The 19,865-nt window shown below is 34.8% G+C and carries 19 protein-coding genes; 15 read left to right on the top strand and 4 right to left on the bottom strand.

Annotation, left to right across the window (positions count from 1 at the left end; translation table 11 throughout):
- Positions 1–38 precede the first annotated feature (38 nt).
- The gene (locus N4T20_RS12930; RefSeq protein ID WP_260669552.1) at positions 39–1,391 is read right to left on the bottom strand and encodes a hypothetical protein; all 1,353 of its coding nucleotides are present in this window, start codon (positions 1,389–1,391) and stop codon (positions 39–41) included.
- Positions 1,392–1,943: 552 nt separating this feature from the next.
- Between N4T20_RS12930 and N4T20_RS12925 the strand changes: the two genes are divergently transcribed.
- Together N4T20_RS12925 and N4T20_RS12920 are read left to right on the top strand one after the other, a co-directional pair.
- The gene (locus tag N4T20_RS12925) at positions 1,944–2,528 is read left to right on the top strand and encodes a hypothetical protein (protein ID WP_260669551.1); all 585 of its coding nucleotides are present in this window, start codon (positions 1,944–1,946) and stop codon (positions 2,526–2,528) included.
- Between the two features lie 231 nt (positions 2,529–2,759).
- Entirely contained in the window at positions 2,760–2,990 is a 231-nt protein-coding gene (locus tag N4T20_RS12920) for a DUF4287 domain-containing protein (protein ID WP_260669550.1), read from the top strand.
- Between the two features lie 204 nt (positions 2,991–3,194).
- Here N4T20_RS12920 and N4T20_RS12915 read toward each other — a convergent pair whose 3' ends face one another.
- Positions 3,195–3,845, bottom strand: a complete 651-nt coding sequence (locus tag N4T20_RS12915) for an NUDIX hydrolase (protein ID WP_260669549.1) — start codon at positions 3,843–3,845, stop codon at positions 3,195–3,197.
- Between the two features lie 7 nt (positions 3,846–3,852).
- Between N4T20_RS12915 and pyrE the strand changes: the two genes are divergently transcribed.
- Entirely contained in the window at positions 3,853–4,497 is a 645-nt protein-coding gene (pyrE, locus tag N4T20_RS12910) for an orotate phosphoribosyltransferase (RefSeq protein WP_260669548.1), read from the top strand.
- 213 nt (positions 4,498–4,710) lie between these two features.
- Positions 4,711–5,103: an SRPBCC family protein gene (locus N4T20_RS12905; protein ID WP_202001231.1), complete on the top strand. Its 393-nt coding sequence runs from the start codon at positions 4,711–4,713 to the stop codon at positions 5,101–5,103.
- Positions 5,104–5,286: 183 nt separating this feature from the next.
- Here the strand turns inward: N4T20_RS12905 and N4T20_RS12900 are convergent, their stop codons facing one another.
- Entirely contained in the window at positions 5,287–6,015 is a 729-nt protein-coding gene (locus N4T20_RS12900; RefSeq protein WP_260669547.1) for a biotin--[acetyl-CoA-carboxylase] ligase, read from the bottom strand.
- Between the two features lie 92 nt (positions 6,016–6,107).
- On the opposite strand from N4T20_RS12900, the gene rsfS reads away from it, so the two are divergent.
- From rsfS to N4T20_RS12860, 8 genes are all read left to right on the top strand, one after another.
- Positions 6,108–6,479, top strand: a complete 372-nt coding sequence (gene rsfS, locus N4T20_RS12895; protein WP_177210090.1) for a ribosome silencing factor — start codon at positions 6,108–6,110, stop codon at positions 6,477–6,479.
- Positions 6,480–6,494: 15 nt separating this feature from the next.
- Positions 6,495–8,420 carry an ATP-dependent zinc metalloprotease FtsH gene (gene ftsH, locus N4T20_RS12890; protein ID WP_260669546.1) on the top strand — a complete coding sequence of 642 codons (1,926 nt, stop codon included), beginning with the start codon at positions 6,495–6,497 and terminating at the stop codon, positions 8,418–8,420.
- A 118-nt stretch (positions 8,421–8,538) separates the two neighbouring features.
- A complete protein-coding gene (locus N4T20_RS12885; protein ID WP_260669545.1) occupies positions 8,539–9,144 on the top strand; it encodes a lactate utilization protein B/C in 606 nt (201 codons plus the stop codon).
- A gap of 1 nt (position 9,145) precedes the next feature.
- Positions 9,146–10,036 (top strand): phosphatidate cytidylyltransferase, encoded by an 891-nt coding sequence (locus N4T20_RS12880; RefSeq protein WP_260669544.1) that lies wholly within the window; start codon positions 9,146–9,148, stop codon positions 10,034–10,036.
- Positions 10,026–10,679, top strand: coding sequence for a phosphatidylserine decarboxylase family protein (locus N4T20_RS12875; protein ID WP_198857211.1), 654 nt, complete (start codon positions 10,026–10,028; stop codon positions 10,677–10,679). Before N4T20_RS12880 ends, N4T20_RS12875 begins: the two co-directional genes overlap by 11 nt.
- Complete coding sequence (locus tag N4T20_RS12870) at positions 10,680–10,949, top strand: acyl-CoA-binding protein (protein ID WP_260669543.1); 270 nt, start codon at positions 10,680–10,682, stop codon at positions 10,947–10,949.
- Positions 10,950–10,957: 8 nt separating this feature from the next.
- Positions 10,958–11,737, top strand: a complete 780-nt coding sequence (locus N4T20_RS12865) for a superoxide dismutase (RefSeq protein WP_260669542.1) — start codon at positions 10,958–10,960, stop codon at positions 11,735–11,737.
- Positions 11,738–11,803: 66 nt separating this feature from the next.
- Positions 11,804–12,862: a glycoside hydrolase family 130 protein gene (locus N4T20_RS12860; RefSeq protein WP_260669541.1), complete on the top strand. Its 1,059-nt coding sequence runs from the start codon at positions 11,804–11,806 to the stop codon at positions 12,860–12,862.
- Positions 12,863–13,041: 179 nt separating this feature from the next.
- Here the strand turns inward: N4T20_RS12860 and N4T20_RS12855 are convergent, their stop codons facing one another.
- Positions 13,042–14,913: an alpha-amylase family protein gene (locus N4T20_RS12855; RefSeq protein ID WP_260669540.1), complete on the bottom strand. Its 1,872-nt coding sequence runs from the start codon at positions 14,911–14,913 to the stop codon at positions 13,042–13,044.
- Between the two features lie 282 nt (positions 14,914–15,195).
- Here N4T20_RS12855 and N4T20_RS12850 point away from each other — a divergent pair, with 282 nt between their 5' ends.
- The 3 genes from N4T20_RS12850 to N4T20_RS12840 all read left to right on the top strand — a co-directional run bounded on the left by N4T20_RS12850 (position 15,196) and on the right by N4T20_RS12840 (position 19,865).
- The gene (locus N4T20_RS12850; protein WP_260669539.1) at positions 15,196–16,872 is read left to right on the top strand and encodes an OstA-like protein; all 1,677 of its coding nucleotides are present in this window, start codon (positions 15,196–15,198) and stop codon (positions 16,870–16,872) included.
- Positions 16,873–17,012: 140 nt separating this feature from the next.
- On the top strand, positions 17,013–18,206 hold the full coding sequence (locus tag N4T20_RS12845; protein WP_260669538.1) for an aspartate aminotransferase family protein: 1,194 nt from the start codon (positions 17,013–17,015) through the stop codon (positions 18,204–18,206).
- A 264-nt stretch (positions 18,207–18,470) separates the two neighbouring features.
- The gene (locus N4T20_RS12840) at positions 18,471–19,865 is read left to right on the top strand and encodes a tetratricopeptide repeat protein (RefSeq protein ID WP_260669537.1); all 1,395 of its coding nucleotides are present in this window, start codon (positions 18,471–18,473) and stop codon (positions 19,863–19,865) included.

Below are 19,865 nucleotides of genomic sequence, written 5' to 3'. Positions count from 1 at the left end.
TGTATCGAATATACAAAAAGTATTATTAGTAATGGCTTTTATGGGCAAGGAGCGGTTTTACCTAAAATAGGAACTCTGCTTGCCAATGAATTAATAGATGCTTTTTTATCTGCAGGCAAATTTGTCCAAGCTTTTACATTACTATCTTTTAAACCTCCCCATGCCATAGCCTCATAGAATTCATCACTTGGGGCTTCGCCATAATAATTCATATAGTTAATATAATCGTTACTTAGTACTGTTTTATGAAATTCCTTTAAAGCACCCGCCATACTGTTAAGATAGACTTGTGCCATTGCGTTGTGCTGAGTTTCATATGTTTCAAAAACCTTTTTAAAATCACTAGCATCAATATCTTTTGAATTTGCTGTATTTAACTTTCGATATATATCTGCGTGTATATATTCGTGCAAGATTATTCTAGCAGATTCCAAAGCTGCAATTCCATCTAATCTACTTGTGCTTATTTCTATAGTTATAAGACTATCCACCTTATTAAACCTTGTTGTTCCATTTACTTCTTGATTGGTTGGTGTATAAACATTAGGTAGTGAAATAATTTCAATATTAAATTCTGATTTCCCCGCAAATTGATTAAATATATATTTAACAAAATCATTTCCCCCACTACTTAATAAATTATTTATGCATTTTGCTTTTCCAGTAAGATTATCAATAATTCGTATTTCGGTTGACGGCGTACTTCCAGTACCGCCACCGCCTGCAATTGGTCCACCTCCATAAGTTGGTCCTCCATCATCAGAGCCACTTCCTCCATCACAATACAACAATTTTATTGGTTCAAAACTTCCATCTTCCCCTATCCAACCTAAAAAAGTACAGTCATAAAATTCTTCACGCCATTTAGATGTCGATGATGATTTAGATTGCTCACCATTTTTAAATTTAAGAACATTCGTTTTATTAGTTATTAAATCTTGAACAAAGACCTTACCATTATAATTTTCTTTCATAGCGTAATAACTGTAACTTTTATCTAAACTGCTAGAATTCTTATTATCAGTGAATATTTGAACATAATACGTTTTAAAGTTATTAGGCTCATTTTTTATAAACACCAAACGATGATGGTCATTGTACAGATTTCCTTGACCATTTGATGTTCGTAAATTGTCAGTTAGCGTAAATGGCACTTCGACTACTAATCCATCGATACCATCTGAGATTATCGCATTCTCCCATTTTAAATCACTTACATATTCTAAGACAGGCGAATTAAATTCTTCCTTATGAATATTGTACCAATTTTTTGCTTCATCCACAGCTTGCACATTTGAACTCTCTTCCGCTTCATTTGGTGCGCAATTCGTCATAAGAAGCACGAAAGTTAAAAACAGGACGCTTTTAACCAGTTTTGTAAATTTCTTCATAATCAATATAGCTAATAATTTGAGCGAAAATACATATATAATTAATAAACAAAGAAAAAACTTATAAACATAAAAATTACGAGAATCCGTAATGAAATTCAAAATTTAGCTTCTTATATCTCTCTAAAATCAAAATGATGTAAAAAACAAGTTTAATGCAAATTACAGATAGAAAAAATACCAAATATCAAAGAAAGCCGTTTAATGCAATTGTCTGCATAGAACTTTGTCAAAGTTTAAAACTTTGACAAAGTTGAATTCGATTTCAAAAAAGTCTTATTTTGCAATCTAAATGTCTTTTTGACAGTTAATACAGATAAAAGAAAGGTTATTTTAGCACACTAACTTTAATTTTAAAACTTAAAAAAAGAAGACTTTAAATATTATGGATGTTACGATAAAAGATTACGATTATACATTGATGGCTTGGCAATTTTTTTGTTTACTTATTGGAATAGCAATACTTTATTTACTGTATAAAGTTTATAAAAAAGTCAAGTGAGCTTCATCAATGTTTTAGACACATTTTAACATTACTTTTTTTTACCAAATATGATAACTGAAGTTTTAAAAAATATCGCATATTTATATTACCCAAAAAACATTTGTCCTTGGCCCCAAAAGGAGTTATATTTTGAAACGGTCGAATATAAAAGACTAAAAACAGTAGTGCAATATTTTAATTCGAATGTCAATAAGGAAACTCGAAATAGCATTAAAAAAGAATTCAACAAGGATCCTGTTTTAAGAGATTTTGAAGATTTTTCTAGGCTAGATTGCGAAGATCGTTGTTACACTTTTTTTCTGAATGTTGTTGAGGGAGGAGAATTATGCTCTATCACGTTATATTTAAGCATTCTGGTTCCTTATTATATAATTGATACCCTAGTTCATAAAGAACAAATGATCATTCCAAAATCTCGAATTGAAGAATTGGAAAAAGAAAATTTAGATCCGAGAAAAATTAAAGATTTAGTTTTAGAAGTAGAAAACATTGTTGAAAAGAAGTTGCTATATTCAAAATTTCCCAGAGAAATAGCAAACAATAAATTTGAGGATATTAGTTTTCAAGATTCTTATTTAGGTGAATTTAGAATGTTTAACGCCTTTTTTAATAATCATATTATTAGAAGCTAAAGCGAGCGTACCATTCTTGAGTGAAATTTCAACCAAGATACCCAAAATCATCCAGCAAGATGTTTGCGCCTATCAAAGATTTAAGAAAGTGGTTCAATACTTTTGCACGTAAAAAGCTTTGTCAAAGGTTAAAACTTTGACAAAGCTAAACTAAAGAAATCGAAAAAACCGAATACTAATCCTACTTTTAATTGTAATTTCGTCTTTACTTAATTTCTAACTTATATTTTTATGTCATTTCAAGGATACCTAAAAACAATTAAAGAAAAAACAGGAAATGGTCCTGCTGAGTTTAGAGCTCTTGCAGAACAAAAAGGTTTTACTGCAAACGGAGAATTAAAAGCCGAAGTAAAAGCTGGAGATATTGTAAACTGGCTTAAAAATGATTTTACCTTAGGACAAGGGCATTCAATGGCAATTTACGCTTTGCTTAAAGGCATTAAAAATGAGGATAGCGAATAAAAATTTAAATTAAAAAACAAAATGAACTTTTAATTCCGATTGCTCGCGTGAGGGATAGAGCCAATCCGCCGCCACGGAGGCGAAAGCCCGACAGCATCCCGATAAGAGGGCCAATAATCGTAAAGCATATTTGCCCTCTTATCGGGATGGTGGCACGCCCAAATGGTTAATTTTCAATTTCCGAATTAAAGCTGTAAAAATTGTTTATTTAGAATCTGGACCCGAGCGATAAGCAATAGGCGCAGCCATTTTTTCTGTTGATTTTTTTTCTTCTTCGAACAACAATTTGATGTTTTCGTATGAGTTTTTAAGTGCTTCTTTAATTTGTTCTGGGTTTAACCACGCTACTTTTTCAATTCCCTCTTCTAATTGTCCGTGTGGTGTTCCTTCAAAATCGGAAAACATTTCGAACCAATGGGTGATTTTAAGTTTGTATTTTCCGTTGCGTTTGAAGATATGATAGGTTTTTTGAAGTTTATTCGTAATACGAAGCTGGTTTACTCCTGTCTCCTCCTCTACCTCACGCATAGCCGTCGCTTCAATGTCTTCCCCCTTCTCGATTCCGCCTTTTGGCAGATCCCATTTTCCGTTTCTAAAGATAAACAAGACTTCGCCTTTCTTGTTATAGACAAAGCCTCCGCCCGCTTTATTTACCGGAATTTTGGCTTTTAGGGTCTTCATGATCTCACTTTCGTCTGGATGATATAGAATGGCTTTTTGAATTTTATTTTGAAAAATTTTTATAATAAGCTGTTCGATATCAATACTCTCCAACAAGAACAATTGGAAATCTGTTTCACGCGAGATTTCATTTGTCAAAAAAAGTGGTTTGTCGTTTACAAAAACTTTATACATTTGTACTATGATTTTTAATAAAGATACTGCCGAAAAAACAGCCGAATTGCTTTTGCAAATAAATGCAATTAAATTGAATCCCGAAAATCCTTTTACATGGGCTTCTGGTTGGAAATCTCCTATTTACTGTGATAATAGGTTAATTCTTTCATTTCCGAGCATTAGAAACTATGTTCGTGATGAGTTTGCTAAAAACATCGAAAAACAATTTGGAAAACCTGATGTGATTGCCGGTGTTGCTACTGGAGCCATTGGCGTTGGAATTTTGGTTGCCGAAAGTTTAGGACTTCCGTTCGTATATGTGCGTCCAGAGCCAAAAAAACACGGTAGACAAAACCAAGTGGAAGGTTTTTTACAAAAAGGACAGAATGTTGTGGTTGTAGAAGATTTAATCAGCACGGGAAAAAGCAGTTTACTGGCTGTTGAAGCTTTAAGAAATGAAGGCGCTAATATTAAAGGTATGGCGGCTGTTTTCACTTACGGTTTTAGCGTTGCCGAAGAAAACTTTAAAGAAGCTAATGTTGATTTATTCACATTGAGCAACTACGAAAATCTACTAGATTTAGCAGTTCAAAAACAATATATCACGGAAGACCAACAATCTACTCTTCAAGAATGGAGCGTTAGCCCATCAACTTGGGGACAGGAGTAAGATTTTAGATTTTAGTCCCGAAACCTCGGGATAGATTTTAGATTTTATAAAAGTCGCTTTACTCCTTTTGGAATTTGGGATTTAAAAAAATGAAATTTTATTTAAAGTTTCAGCTTTGCGAACTTAAATAAAGTCAAAGTAGCAAAAAAAAGGCTTTGCGTCCTTTGCGGTAAAAAACATTTGCGGTAAAAACAAAAAAATAAAAAAAACAATATGAACTTAGAAAGTCCAAAAGTTACTGTTCAGAAATCAGCTCAGGATTTATTCGATCAACTGACTGATGTAAAGAATTTCGAAAAATTAATGCCAGACAATATCGCTAAATTTGAGGTGACTGGCGAAGACGCTTTTATTTTTGGATTGAAAGGGATGCCGGAAATCAAATTAAAAATGAAAGATAAAGTAGCGCCAAACAAAATCGTTTTGGGTGCTGCAAGTGATAAGCTTCCGTTTACACTGACTTCAAACATTGACACTGTTTCTGATTCAGAAAGTGCTGTTCAATTATTCTTTGAAGGCGAATTCAACGCTATGATGGCGATGATGGTTAAAGGCCCAATAGGTAAGTTTATTGAAACTTTAGCAAACAATATGCACAAACTTTAATAATGGTAAATTATTAATTGTGAATTATAAATTAAAATGCCCGATTATTGTCGGGCATTTTTTTTTATACTCTCGCAAAGTCGCAGAAACGCAAAGTTTTTATTTCATCAATTGTTAGACGCACTGCAGTGCGTCTCTACAGAAAAACCTTTGTCACTCTGAACCTCTGTACCTTTGAACCTCTCAATAAAGCATTTTAACTTCCTTAATCTCAAATTCGGCAACCGAATCATCTTCTAGCAAAACCTGCAGTTTACCCATTGGAGTAACTCCTTGAATGATTCCCATAAAATCATTGTTGTTATTATCTCTAAATGCTGTTGGAATTCCTTTTTTAAATAAAAAATTAAGATAATCTTCCCAAAAAAGATGCGCTGAGGTGTTCCATAAATGAATTTTCTCTTTTAATTTTTCTACGATTAAAACTGCCAGCTCTTCTTTATCAAAAGATTTACCGGCAATTACTGCCATAGAAGAAGCGGTTGGCAATTCAGCAAAATCAGTTTGATTGACATTGATTCCGATTCCGGCAACTGACACGATTCTGCCATCACTTTTTAAAGTGTTTTCGATTAATATGCCAACCAACTTCTTATTATATGACAGAATGTCGTTTGGCCATTTAATATAAATATCAGGAATATTTAATGTTTTTAAAACCTCTGCAACCGACAAAGAGACAACAAGACTTAAATTGAAAACTTCTTCGTTATTAAAGAGAAAATCTTTAACCAAAACGCTCATAGTTAAGTTTTTACCAGCTTGAGTCTTCCATATGCCCCCTACTTGTCCCTTCCCTTTTGTCTGATTTTCAGCTGTTACCGTTGTAAAATTCTCCAGTTCATCCTGACTTGCCAAAGCCTTTAGAAAGTCATTTGTAGAATCTATGGCATCGAGTTTGATTAGTTTCATTAAATAATTTAAATATCTTAATTTAATATTTTGTTAAGGTTCAAAAATAATCACAAAATTTGGTAACTTTACAAATTCATATAAAATAATTCATGGCGAAAAAGACTGTTAATAATGATGTTCTACTGGCGAACATAATCAAAGGGATTGAGGAAGTAAAAGGAAATGATATCGATATTCTTGACTTAAGAGAGATAGATACAGCTGTATGCGACTATTTTGTTATTTGCAACGGTAGCTCAAACACCCAAGTAAACGCCATCGTAAACTCAATTCAAAAAATTGTATCAAAAGACTTAAAAGATAAACCTTGGCACGTAGAAGGAACCGATAACGCTGAATGGGTTCTAATGGATTATGTACACATTGTAGTACACGTTTTCCAGAAGCATATTCGCGAATATTACAACATCGAAAGCCTTTGGGGCGATGCCAAAATAACTTCAATCGAGAACAAATACTAAAGAAACTTTCATTAAATGGCTAAAGATAATAATCCAAATCCGAATAAATTTAAAATAAGTCCTTGGTTAATATACACCGCAATACTTTTAGTTTTTTTATTTATAAGTTTTGCTACAGGAGGATCTAGCTTAAGCGAACCTGCACAATTAACTTCTTCTAAATTCAACACTTTATTAGAAAAAGGTCAGATTGAAAAAGTTATTGTTTATAATAAAGCAGAAGCTGAGGTATATTTAAATGCTGCCGCTCTTAAAGACCCGGCAAATAAAAAAGTAGCTGAAGATATTTTCAAACAGCCAAACAAAGGCCCACACTATACTTTGGAAATTGGTAACGATCAGATCTTTCAGACTAAACTGGAAAAAGCAGTTAACGAACATAAGCTGAAAGATTATAATTTCCTTCAAAAAAATAACTGGAGCGATATTTTAATCAGCTTGCTTCCTATCATCATCATTGTTGGTGTATGGATTTTCATTATGCGCAAAATGTCTGGCGGAGGCGCTGGAGGTGGCGGACAGATTTTCAATATCGGAAAATCTAAAGCTAAATTGTTTGATGAAAAAACAGACATCAAAACTACTTTTAAAGATGTTGCAGGTTTAGAAGGTGCTAAAGAGGAAATTCAGGAAATTGTTGAATTCTTGAAAAACCCTGAAAAATATACTAACCTTGGAGGTAAAATTCCAAAAGGGGCTTTATTGGTAGGCCCTCCGGGAACTGGTAAAACTTTATTGGCAAAAGCTGTTGCTGGTGAAGCGCAAGTACCCTTCTTCTCTCTTTCAGGTTCTGATTTCGTAGAGATGTTCGTAGGAGTTGGTGCATCACGTGTACGTGACTTATTCAAACAAGCAAAAGAAAAATCTCCTGCCATTATTTTCATCGACGAGATTGATGCTGTTGGTAGAGCTAGAGGAAAAAGCAATATGTCTGGCGGAAACGATGAAAGAGAAAACACTTTGAACCAATTACTAACAGAAATGGACGGTTTTGGCACAAACTCTAACGTAATTGTTTTGGCAGCAACAAACAGAGCTGACGTTCTTGATAAAGCTTTAATGCGTGCAGGACGTTTTGACAGACAAATTTTTGTTGACTTACCAGACATTCGCGAAAGAGCTGAAATCTTTAAAGTACACTTAGCTCCTATCAAAAAAGTTGAAGGTCTTGATTTAGATTTCTTAGCAAAACAAACTCCAGGATTCTCAGGTGCAGATATTGCCAATGTTTGTAATGAAGCTGCCCTTATAGCTGCTCGCAACAATAAAGTTGCAGTAGACAGACAAGATTTCCTAGATGCTGTAGATAGAATCATTGGTGGTCTTGAAAAGAAAAACAAAATTATTACTCCAGAAGAAAAAAGAGCAATTGCAATTCACGAAGCTGGTCACGCCACTGTAAGCTGGATGCTGGAACACGCTGCACCGCTTATTAAGGTGACGATTGTACCTCGCGGACAAAGCTTAGGAGCTGCATGGTATTTGCCAGAAGAGAGACAAATCGTGAGAACAGATCAGATGCTGGACGAAATGTGTGCTACAATGGGCGGTAGAGCTGCTGAAAAAGTAACTTTTGACAGAATTTCTACTGGTGCATTAAGCGACTTAGAAAAAGTAACGCGCCAAGCTCGTGCAATGGTAACAATCTACGGATTGAACGATAAAATCGGAAACGTGACGTATTACGATTCAACCGGACAAAGCGAGTACAATTTCTCTAAACCATATTCTGACGAAACAGCAAAAGTTATTGACAAAGAAATTTCAGAATTAATCGAAGGTCAGTACCAAAGAGCGATTCAAATATTAGAAGAAAACAAAGACAAGTTAAACCAACTTGCTGATATTCTGATTGAAAAAGAGGTAATTTTTAAAGATGACTTAGAAAACATCTTCGGAAAACGTACATTTGATAAAAATTTAGAAGAGGTGGTTTCATAAGAAATTACGAAATACATAATAATATTTTTCAAAATCTTAATTCAAAACACCCTTTTGAATTAAGATTTTTTTATCTTTGAACGTTTTCAACTAACATGTAAAGCATTTCATATAAAAAATGAATTTTTTCAAAAAAATATTTGGCTCTAGTGAAGCCGCTTCTGACGAAGTGAACGAAAGCGAATATGCAGGAACTTCTGCGCAGAACAGTCATTTATCTTTGGACGAGCAATTTATTTTCAATTTCAAAAAAAACGGAGGTAAATTCTTGTACTGCGAGAATATGAGAGAGGTTTCTGAGCAGTTTGAAAACATTTTAGAAGAAAATGACTGGTTCGAACAAGAGGTTTTATGTTACGAACCTGCTTTATTTGGCTTACTAGACGAAAACAAATTATTTTACATTGCTCCAGCTAATCCAAAATTCTTATTGGCGAGCTGTGAAAACCTTATAGCCGACGAAGGTTCTATTTTATTTTCATCAAAACAAATCAGACAAAATAAACCAAACGAATTACCTGCAAATATTGTCATTATAGCTACAACCAGCCAAATCCTTCCAATGAAAAGCGACGGATTGAGCGCTATAAAACGCAAGTACGAAAGAGACATACCTACTAATATCACTACAATAAAATATTTCGAAAAAGCGAAAGACGAAGATTTCACGCAATACGGAAGTGTTGCAAAAAACCTTTATTTACTGCTTTTAGAAGATCTTTAAGATGAACGAAACACTGAAGAGAACCATTTCTGGTGCTGTTTATATCGCTTTATTATTAACTTCGATATTGTTTTCTACAGAAAGCTTCATTACCCTTTTTGGCGTTTTCCTGATTATCACGATATACGAGTTTTCTAATATTGTAAACCTAAACAAAGTATTTTCTATTCTCTTTGGGACTTTAGTCTATTCGTCTATTATCCTTGTAAGCCATTACAACAAACAGACAGCAAAATTTGTAAACGATACTTTTAATTCTAATATCAGTTTAGAAACCAATATCAAACAGCTGGATCTGATTCTTCTTGCTGTTACAATTGTCGTTTCAATAAAATGCATCATATTCTTGTTTTATGATTCGGTTCAAAAAGTAAGCACTTCTTCAAAATATTTATACCTATTAGGATATATTACGCTTCCATTTGTATTTATTGTAAAAATCTCTTTTGGAACAAACGATTATAATCCGAAAATCATTTTAGGCCTGTTTGTCTTAATTTGGACCAATGACACTTTTGCTTATTTGGTGGGCAAATCAATAGGAAAACATAAATTGTTTGAACGCGTATCTCCAAAAAAAACAATTGAAGGTTTTCTTGGCGGTGTAGTTTTTGCTGCATTTGCTGGCTTTCTAATTTCTAAGCTCTACATTCAGCCAAAACCTGAATTTAGCAATACTTCGATCTTAATCTGGACTATCATTGCATTAATTGTGAGTATTTTTGGAACTATTGGAGACTTAATAGAATCTAAATTTAAACGAATTGCAGGCATAAAAGACAGCGGTTCGATAATGCCTGGCCACGGAGGCATTCTAGATCGATTAGATAGTGTTATATTTGTAGCACCAATTATATTTTTATTTTATCAAATTTTATACTATGTTTCATAAAGAGGGAGGCCCGTCCATTTTACTAGGTACTGTATTTACTGTAGCTGTACTTTTAATTGCTGAAAGATTTATAGATATCAATTGGCTTAGAATGCTTGTTCAAATTGCAGCGCTTGTAATTTTGATCATTATTTTACAATTCTTTAGAAATCCTAAAAGAATTGCAGTTAGAAACAGCGATCACATCCTAGCTCCTGTTGATGGAAAAGTGGTGGTTATCGAAGAAGTTTATGAAGGAGAATATTTTAAAGACAAACGTTTACAGGTTTCTATTTTTATGTCGCCAATCAATGTGCACGTAACACGTTACGCTATGGATGGTATAATTAAATTTAGCAAATACCACCCTGGAAAATTCCTTGTTGCTTGGCATCCTAAAGCAAGTGAAGAAAACGAAAGAACCACTGTGGTAATTGAAAACGAGACTTTTGGCGCTATTTTGTACAGACAAATTGCTGGTGCTTTGGCTCGCAGAATTGTAAACTACGCTAAAGAAGGAATGCAGGTTGTACAGGGAACTGACGCTGGTTTTATTAAATTTGGATCAAGAGTAGATTTATTTTTACCTTTAGGTACACCAATCAATGTTGAGTTAAATCAAAAAGCAATTGGCGGAAAAACAATTATTGCTACAAAAGCATAAATGGCTGATAAAGATTTAGATATTCGCTTTGCAAAAGCCGTAGAAGTTGCCATGACAATGACTCAGGCTTCACTGCCCCAAGATGTGCAGCTGAGACTTTACGCTTTTTACAAACAGGCCACTTTTGGAACAGCCGTTTACAATCAATCTGAAAATTTTGATTTAAGAGACGCTTTTAAAACCAATGCCTGGATGCAGATCAGCCATATGTCTATTGACGAAGCTAAAGAAAGTTATATCGAAATCATCAATTCGCTAACATCAAAATAAAATACATTATGAAGAAAAACGTTGTTCTTTTCAGCACTTTAGCTTCATTTTTACTATTATTTTCCTGTAAAGAAGATAAACTGGTTGAAGTAGTTGAAGTACCTCTTCCAACAAAAGAAGAAAAAATAACTATTGGTTCGCCAAATGATGTTAAAGCCGACCCTGGTTCGTTTGAAATGACAAAACTGCCATTTAACTATGACGCGCTTGCTCCTGACATTAGAACCTTAACTTTAGAGACACATTATTCTAAGCATTATTTATCATACACAAATGCTTTTAATAAGGAAATCGTTTCGACTGAGTTTGAAAATATGCCAATTGAGGACATTTTAAAAAAAATGCCTCTTACCAATTTAAAACTTCGTCAGAATGCCGGAGGTTATTACAACCACACGCTTTATTTTAACATTCTGTCTCCAAAAGAACAGACGCCAAGAGACACTCTTGCAGGCTCGATTACTAAAGAATTTGGCTCTTTTAATAATTTGACAAATCAGTTTAAAGCTCAGTCTGAAAAGCAGTTTGGCTCTGGATGGGTTTGGCTCGTTGTGGATCGATATGGTAAACTACAGATTACGACGACAGATAATCAAGATAATCCATTGATGAAAAACGCTTTGATCCCGGGAACTCCAATTATGGGAATCGATCTTTGGGAACACGCTTATTATTTGGATTACCAAAACCGAAAAGGCAGTTATATTGATGCGTTTTACAACCATATCAACTGGGAAAAAGTAAACGAATATTATATTGAAGCACTCAAAAAGGTTAAAAAAGTATAGAAAAAAAGCTGATGCAATTAAGTATCAGCTTTTTTTTTATACCTTTTAGGTACATAAACGAAGATCATGAAAGATATTGCCAACCGTTTTGCAGAAAACCCTTTACTATCGCCATCGGATATGCCGCCTAGCAGAGAAGGTCTGGAAATTACCTGTCTTTTAAACCCTGGCGTATTTCAGTTTCAAGGCAAAATCTGGCTAGCTGTACGGGTTGCCGAAAGACCAAAACAAATTGAAAATAGTATTTCGTTTCCAATCTTAACAGAAACAGGAACAGTTCAAATTATTGAAATTTTAAAAAACCATCCAGAACTTATTGCCACAGATGCACGCGTGATTAATTATCAAGGCATTGATTATTTAACTACATTATCGCATATCCGACTATTGTGCAGTGAAGACGGAAAACGGTTTTATGAGCCTGAAGGTTATCCTCATTTGGTTGGCGAGGGAATATTAGAAACTTTCGGAATTGAAGATTGTCGCGTTTCTTTAATTGAAGGGAAATATTACCTGACTTTTACATCTGTCTCTCCCAGCGGTGTGGGTGTTGGCTTGCGAACCACTACCGATTGGCAGAATTTTCAAAAACACGGAATGATATTTCCTCCTCACAATAAAGACTGCGCTATCTTTGAGGAAAAAATAAACGGATTATTTTATGCGCTGCATCGCCCAAGCAGTGTCGATATCGGCGGAAATTACATCTGGATTGCTTCTTCTCTAGATGGCATTCATTGGGGAAATCATAAATGCATCATTAAAACCAGAAAAGAAAGCTGGGACAGTAAAAGAGTTGGCGCTGGCGCTGCTCCCATCAAAACAGAATCAGGCTGGCTTGAAATTTATCATGGGGCCAACGAATTTCATCAATATTGTTTAGGCGCTTTTTTATTGGATTTGGAAGATCCGGCAAAAGTGATTTCAAGAACTGAAACCCCAATTATGTTCCCTAAAACAAATTATGAATTAAGCGGTTTCTTTGGAAATGTCGTTTTTACCAACGGCCATATTCTTGATCCTGATGGCGATACATTGACAGTTTATTATGGTGCCTCGGACGAGTTTGTCTGCGGGGCAACATTTTCCATAAAAGAGATTTTTTCTTTGCTTAAAAAGATTTAAAAACAAAAGATATGTTTTAACACATAGAAACATCAATTTTTGTGCTGAGAAAAGAATGCAAAAGAAACTAGTTTCCAGACATAGCCAAACTGTATGCAATTAAACTATTGAAACTCCTTTCCCTAAGTTTACTGAACTATGTTTCTATGTGTTTAAAATCAACTCAAAAGCGAGCTAGTCTATTTCAATTCCAAAATCAGTGATTCTGAAGGCTGAATTGAGATTTTTGCTTCTCCTTGCCCATTTTGCACTTTCAATACAACCAATTTGTTTTGATACAGCTGATCTTTCAACTGATATTCGCCGTCTTTTAGATTCCACTTTGAAATAAGCGATGAAGGCACCTTTAAATCAAATTCGCTTCCTTTTTCTGAAGAAAAATTCGCAACTACAATCAGTTTTTGATTTTCAGACCAGCGCGCGTACGAATACAATAATGCATCATAACTATCATTATTTTGGCGATTTATGGACTGAATTTCTTCAAAATTTCCCATCAAAGCACTGCTGTTAAGGGTAAAATTCAATAATCGTTTATAAAAATCACGAAGGTTTTTTTCAGATTCTGATAGCTGTCCCCCATCAAATTTACCTTCATTCATCCAGCGCTGATGGCTTGGAACTCCGATATAATCAAAAATCGATGTTCTCGAGCGTTTTCCAAAACCTGCATCTTCATTTCCTGCCTCTCCTACCTCCTGTCCAAAATAAATCATCGTCGGAGAAGTGCTGATTGTTGCCGAAACCACCATTAAAGGCTTGCCTCTTTCTGGTGTTCCTGCAAATTCGGGACTTGCTAAACGCTGTTCATCATGATTATCCAAAAAATGAAGCATATGGTGTTCAATATCCGACATTCCGTTTTGGATTTTTGTCAATTCGTCAGGCGAAGATTTTCCTCGAATAATATCTTTTAGCTTATCATAAGTCTCCACTTTATCATACAGATAATCCATTTTTCCTAAACGAATATAATTGCGGTATTCATTCGGATTATAAACTTCTGCCAATAAAAAAGCATTCGGATTTTTCATTTTAATGGAAGAGTTCATATAGCTCCAAAATTCATACGGAACCATTTCGGCCATATCATAACGGAATCCGTCCACTCCTTTTGCTGTCCAGTATAAGGCAATATCTCTAAATTTCTTCCACGAATCAGGAACATCTTTATCTTGCCAAAAAGCAAAATGCTCTTGGTTCGATTTCTGGTCAAAACCAGCAGGAAGTTCAGGAAAATCTTTACTTCCGTCAGGGCGTACGCCATAATTTACCTTTACCGTTTCGTACCAGTCATTTTGATCTGGCTTAATTTTACGAGAACCATTTCCTGTCCATTTTGCCGGGTTCTCATCAAATTTTCCATCAATAAGCGGATTTTTTTCTCCATTTAAAGGAATATCTCCATCTGGAATCTCAAAATGCTGCTGCGGAATGTAGTAGAAATTATTGTCTCGTTTGTATTCAGCCGTGACGTCATCATCTGCACCAAAATCTTTTACTCCTGCTGGGTTTGATTTTCCTTCGTATTTTCTCGCAATATGATTTGGAACAATATCTATAATCAGTTTCAAACCCGCTTTATGAGTCCGTTTGATTAAAGCTTCAAACTCTTCTAATCGCTTTGCGGGATCTACAGCCAAATCTGGGTTCACATTATAATAATCTTTCACGGCATAAGGAGAACCTGCTCGCCCTTTTACCACTTCTGGATCATCATTTGAAATTCCGTACGTTGTATAATCACGCACTAAAGCGTGATGCGGAACGCCCGTATACCAAATATAAGTTACGCCTAGATCTTTTATTTCATGAAGCGCTTTGTCCGTAAAATCATTAAACTTTCCGACACCATTTTCCTCAATAGTTCCCCACGGTTTGTTGGCAGTTTTTTTATTTCCAAAAAGGCGCGTAAAAACTTGATAAACCACAACTTTCTTTTGTGTTGCAGTTTCTTCTTTTGCAGTACTCATTTTTAAATCTTTTGTTTTACAGGCTGACAATAGAACCGTCAATGTTATTCCGGCTGCAATTATTTTTTTACTTATCATATTTTGGGCTATTCTTAACTTATTTCTTTGGTTTCAATCCTAAAGGCATCAAAACAATTTTCTAAAAATAGCTCATTTTTTAAAACTCCGAAAACGATTTATCTAATTTACAAGGTTTTCAGCTTAAAAAACAACTACTACAACGTGTGAGTTTGAGTTTTTGTTGAAAAATTAAATAGCATCTAAATTCTACTTTAGACTGTTGATGACTTATTATAAATTAATCCTAATATCGGCCACAGGTTCTAACCTTTTTTATAAATTTGACAAAAATTTAATCAGTTGAAGAAATCACTCTTTTTCATATTCTATTGTCTGTTTCTTAGCGTACAATTTATATCTGCGCAGGCCAAAAAAACTGCACAAAACACAAAAACAATCGTCATCGAAAATGCTGACTTTTCTGATGTGGATCAGGTTAATGTGCCAGATGCGCTTTTACTTACCGGAAACGTAAAAGTAAATCACGACGGCGTGGTGCTAACTTGCAATAAAGCTTATTTTTTCCAAAAAGAGAATTACCTGAAAGCATTCGGAAATGTACAGTTGGTACAAGGAGACACTTTATTTTTAAATAGTAAATATGCAGAATATAGCGGTAACGAAAAAAAAGCTTTTGCCACAGGAAATGCAGTTCTAACCTCTCCTGATGCTACTTTGCAGACTGATACCATTAATTTTGACAGAAATATTCAAGAAGCCTTTTACAACACAAGAGGAACTATCATAAACAAAGACAACACTTTGGTAAGCAAATCTGGAAGGTATTATGTAAAAGAAAAAAAGTTTCAGTTTTTGACAGAAGTAACCATTACGAATCCAAAATATGTAATCAAATCGAACCATTTGGATTATTACAGCAATTCTGGGCACACCTATCTACTTGGCCCTTCGACCATTACCAGCAAAGCCAATTACATTTATACCGAAAAAGGTTTTTATGACACTAAGAAAAACTTAGCGCATTTTCTAAGAAAATCATACATCAAATATGACGATCGGCGCATAGAAGGCGATAGTTTGTTTTATAATCGAAATACCGAATTTGCTTCGGCAACACGAAATGTAAAAATCACCGATTCTATCAATAAAGGAATTGTAAAAGGCCATTATGCGGAGCTTTATAAATTGAAAGATTCGATGTTTGTAACCAAAAGAGCTGTCGCTATTAATCTGGTTGAGAATGATTCGGTTTACATTCATGGACAAAAATTAATGGTTACCGGAAAAGAAGGAGAAAGAATTTTACGAGCTTATAAAAATGTCCGTTTCTACAAAACAGACATGAGCGGCAAATGTGACTCTATACATTCTGACTCCAAAATAGCTTTAACGAAATTGATCGGAAATCCGATTCTTTGGAACGGTGAAAACCAAATTACAGGAGATGTAATGCACTTGATTGGCGACAATAAAACAAGAAAAATTGACTCTCTGAAAGTGCTGAACAATACTTTTGTCTTGTCCAAAGACACTCTAGGAACAGGATTTAACCAGGTCAAGGGGCTCAACTTGTTTGGAAAATTTCGGGATGGAAAACTTCATGATGTTGATGTCATCAAAAACACAGAAGTGATTTATTATATGCGAAATGATGCGCATGAACTTATTGGAATTAACAAGAATGTCAGCAGTAAAATCAATATGATATTGGAAAATAATGCCATTGAAACCATTACTTTCTTCAATAAAGTTGACGGAGATATTTTCCCTGAAGATGAACTCCCAGAAAATGCACGCAAACTGCGGGGAATGAATTGGCGAGGCGACGAAAGAATAAAATCCAAAGATGATATTTTTACCGCAGAAGACAATGAGATGAACGAAAAACTGATTAAACAAGGAAAAGACGAGCAGGAAAAAGGCAAAAATGTCCCGCTGAAAGTCAGGAAAGAAACCTTGAATTACGATAAGAAGAACCCTGCCCCTAAGACAGACACGAAAGCTAAAAATAAGTAGTTTATAGTCTCTTTGAAAGTTTTCAGTCGCGGCCACAGTTTACAATGATCTGCGATTATTTATATCGCAAAGTTAACTTAACCGTAAAGTTAAAAACCCTTGAACCTCAGTTCCTTTGCCACTTTGAACCTTAAAAAAAAATGAATCCAGATTTTATAAAATACCAAGCGCAAACCTCTCCTTACCCACTCGGTATGGAAGTTTCGCACGCCATTGGCTCTTACATTTACGACACAAACGATAAAAAATATTTAGATTTTGTCGCTGGAGTTTCAGCGTGCACTTTAGGACATCAGCACCCGAGAGTTAATCAGGCCATAAAAGACCAGTTGGATAAATATTCGCACGTCATGGTTTATGGTGAATATTCTCAGAGTCCGGCCGTTCAATATTGCAAAATGATGGCTTCTCTTCTTCCCGAATCTTTAAACAAAACCTATTTGGTCAATTCTGGTACAGAAGCGATTGAAGGTTCGTTAAAACTAGCCAAACGAGTTACAGGACGCAGCCAGCTTATTTCTTGCCATAACGCTTATCATGGAAACACAATGGGCTCCATGAGTGTTATGGGATTCGAAGAACGCAAACAAGCTTTTAGGCCTTTGCTTCCAGACGTTGATTTTATTACATTCAATAACGAAGAAGACCTGCAAAAAATAACAACAAGAACAGCTGCAATTCTTTTAGAAACAATTCAAGGCGGAGCTGGTTTTATTCAGCCCGAAAACAATTTTCTTCAAAAAGTGCGCAAACGCTGTGATGAGGTTGGAGCTTTGATGATTGTCGATGAAATTCAGCCTGGTTTTGGAAGAACGGGTAAACTCTTTGGTTTTCAAAATTATGATGTTGTTCCAGACATTGTGGTGATGGGTAAAGGAATGGGCGGCGGAATGCCGGTTGGCGCTTTTACAGCTTCTGCCGAAAAAATGGATCTATTAACGGAAAATCCAAAATTAGGTCATATAACGACTTTTGGTGGTCATCCTGTCATTGCGTCAGCTTGTCTCGCTACTTTGCAAGAATTAACTGAAACAAATTTAATGGCAGAAACGCTAGAAAAGGAAAAACTCTTCAGATCGCTTTTGGTACATCCTTTGATTACAGAAGTTAGAGGAAAAGGATTAATGCTTGCTGCCATGACAGAATCGGCAGACATTACCAACGAAGTCATTTTAACCTGTCAAGATAGAGGACTTATTTTATTCTGGCTTTTATTTGAAGGATGTGCCATACGAATTACACCTCCTTTGACCATTTCGGAAGACGAAATTAGAGAGGGCTGTGCGATTATTTTAGACGTGATGAACGAAATAATGAAGAAAAACAGCAACTAAAAAATATATTTTTTTGAGCACTGCTCTTAATAAAACCGACAGAATTTTACGCTCGATTTCTATTTCAAGAAAGTCTTCTGATACAAATATAAAAATGACAAAACCGAAGTTAATCCCTTAATAATAAAGGAGATTTCTTCCCAAAACAGAATAAAAAACGCCATATATTGTTAATTAAATTGTTCAAAACAATTAATTTCTTATCCTTACATCAATTATATGGTTGCCTAAATTTATAACAGGCTAATTTCAAAAATACGAAGTATGCAATTGAGCAACGAAGAAGAAGATTATAACCTATCCCTATCCAAATTTGAGTCGATGTTAAAAACCAACAAAGTACTCTTTTTTGATTCTGAAGAATTTGAAGAAATAATTCTTCATTATTTAGACATAGGTAAGGCTAATTTAGCAAAAAAGGCCTTAAAACTTGCATTAGACCAGCATCCAAAATCTACAGGCTTAAAATTAGTACAAGTAGAAATGCTAGTTTATGATGACAAACTCGACATTGCCGAAAAGCTTTTGAATGAGTTATACGCAATTGAACCTAACAACGAGGAAATTTACATCCAGAAAGCCAATATCTGTTCCAAAAGAGATCAGCACGAAAAAGCGGTCGAACTGTTAAAAATCGCATTGCAATACACTGATGATTATGCTGACGTGTATAATTTGATTGGAATGGAATATCTTTTTATGGATAATCTCGAAATGGCAAAAGACAGTTTTATCAAATGTCTCGAAGAAGACTTGGAAGATCAATCTGCTCTCTACAATGTAGTGTATTGTTTTGAATTTTTAGATCAAAATCAAGAAGCTATAGTTTACCTTAACGAATACATCAACAGAAATCCGTACAGCGAAATTGCATGGCATCAGCTTGGACGCCTACATTATGGCATAAAAGAATATGAAAATGCGATTCGTGCATTTGATTATGCAACGCTGATTGATGATGAATTTTTGGGTGCTTTCATGGAAAAAGCAAAAGCTTACGAGCGCCTTAAAAAATACAATGAAGCAATTGAAAGCTATAACAGAACCATCGAATTGGACGATGCAACTTCGTATGCGCTGTTACGAATTGGGAAATGTTATGAGAAGCTTGGAAATTTAGCGAAAGCGATCCAATACTATAATCAGACTGTTCATGAAGATCCGCTTTTAGACAAAGGATGGATTGCGATAACAGATTTTCACCTTCGCCAGAAAAACTACCAGAAAGCATTGTTTTTTGTCAATAAAGCATTGGCAATAGACAATCAGAACCGTTTGTACTGGAAAAGATATGCCACAATCAACAAACAGATGAATTTCTTTGAAGAAGCCGAATTTGGCTTTAGAAAAGCGGTAGAATTTGGAGATTATGCATTAGACACTTGGTTGTACTGGGTTGATATTCTTCAATTTTTAGGAGAATTTGAAACGGCTATTCAAACTTTATTGCAGGCAACAGAATATTTTCCTGAAGAAAACGAAATCGAATACCGTCTGGCAGGATTGTACTTTATGATTCAAGACAATACAAAAGCTAAATTTCACTTAAGCAATGGTTTACGTCTAAACTTTGACAACTACATCTTGATCGAAGATTTGTTTCCAGTGGTTTGGGCAAAAAAAATGGTTAAAAATTATATAGAAAAACATCGTAAATAA

It is taken from the genome of Flavobacterium sp. TR2, assembly GCF_025252405.1.
Lineage (GTDB): Bacteria > Bacteroidota > Bacteroidia > Flavobacteriales > Flavobacteriaceae > Flavobacterium.
Note: the sequence above shows the minus strand (reverse complement) of the source record. Positions and strands in the feature narration are given on the sequence as shown.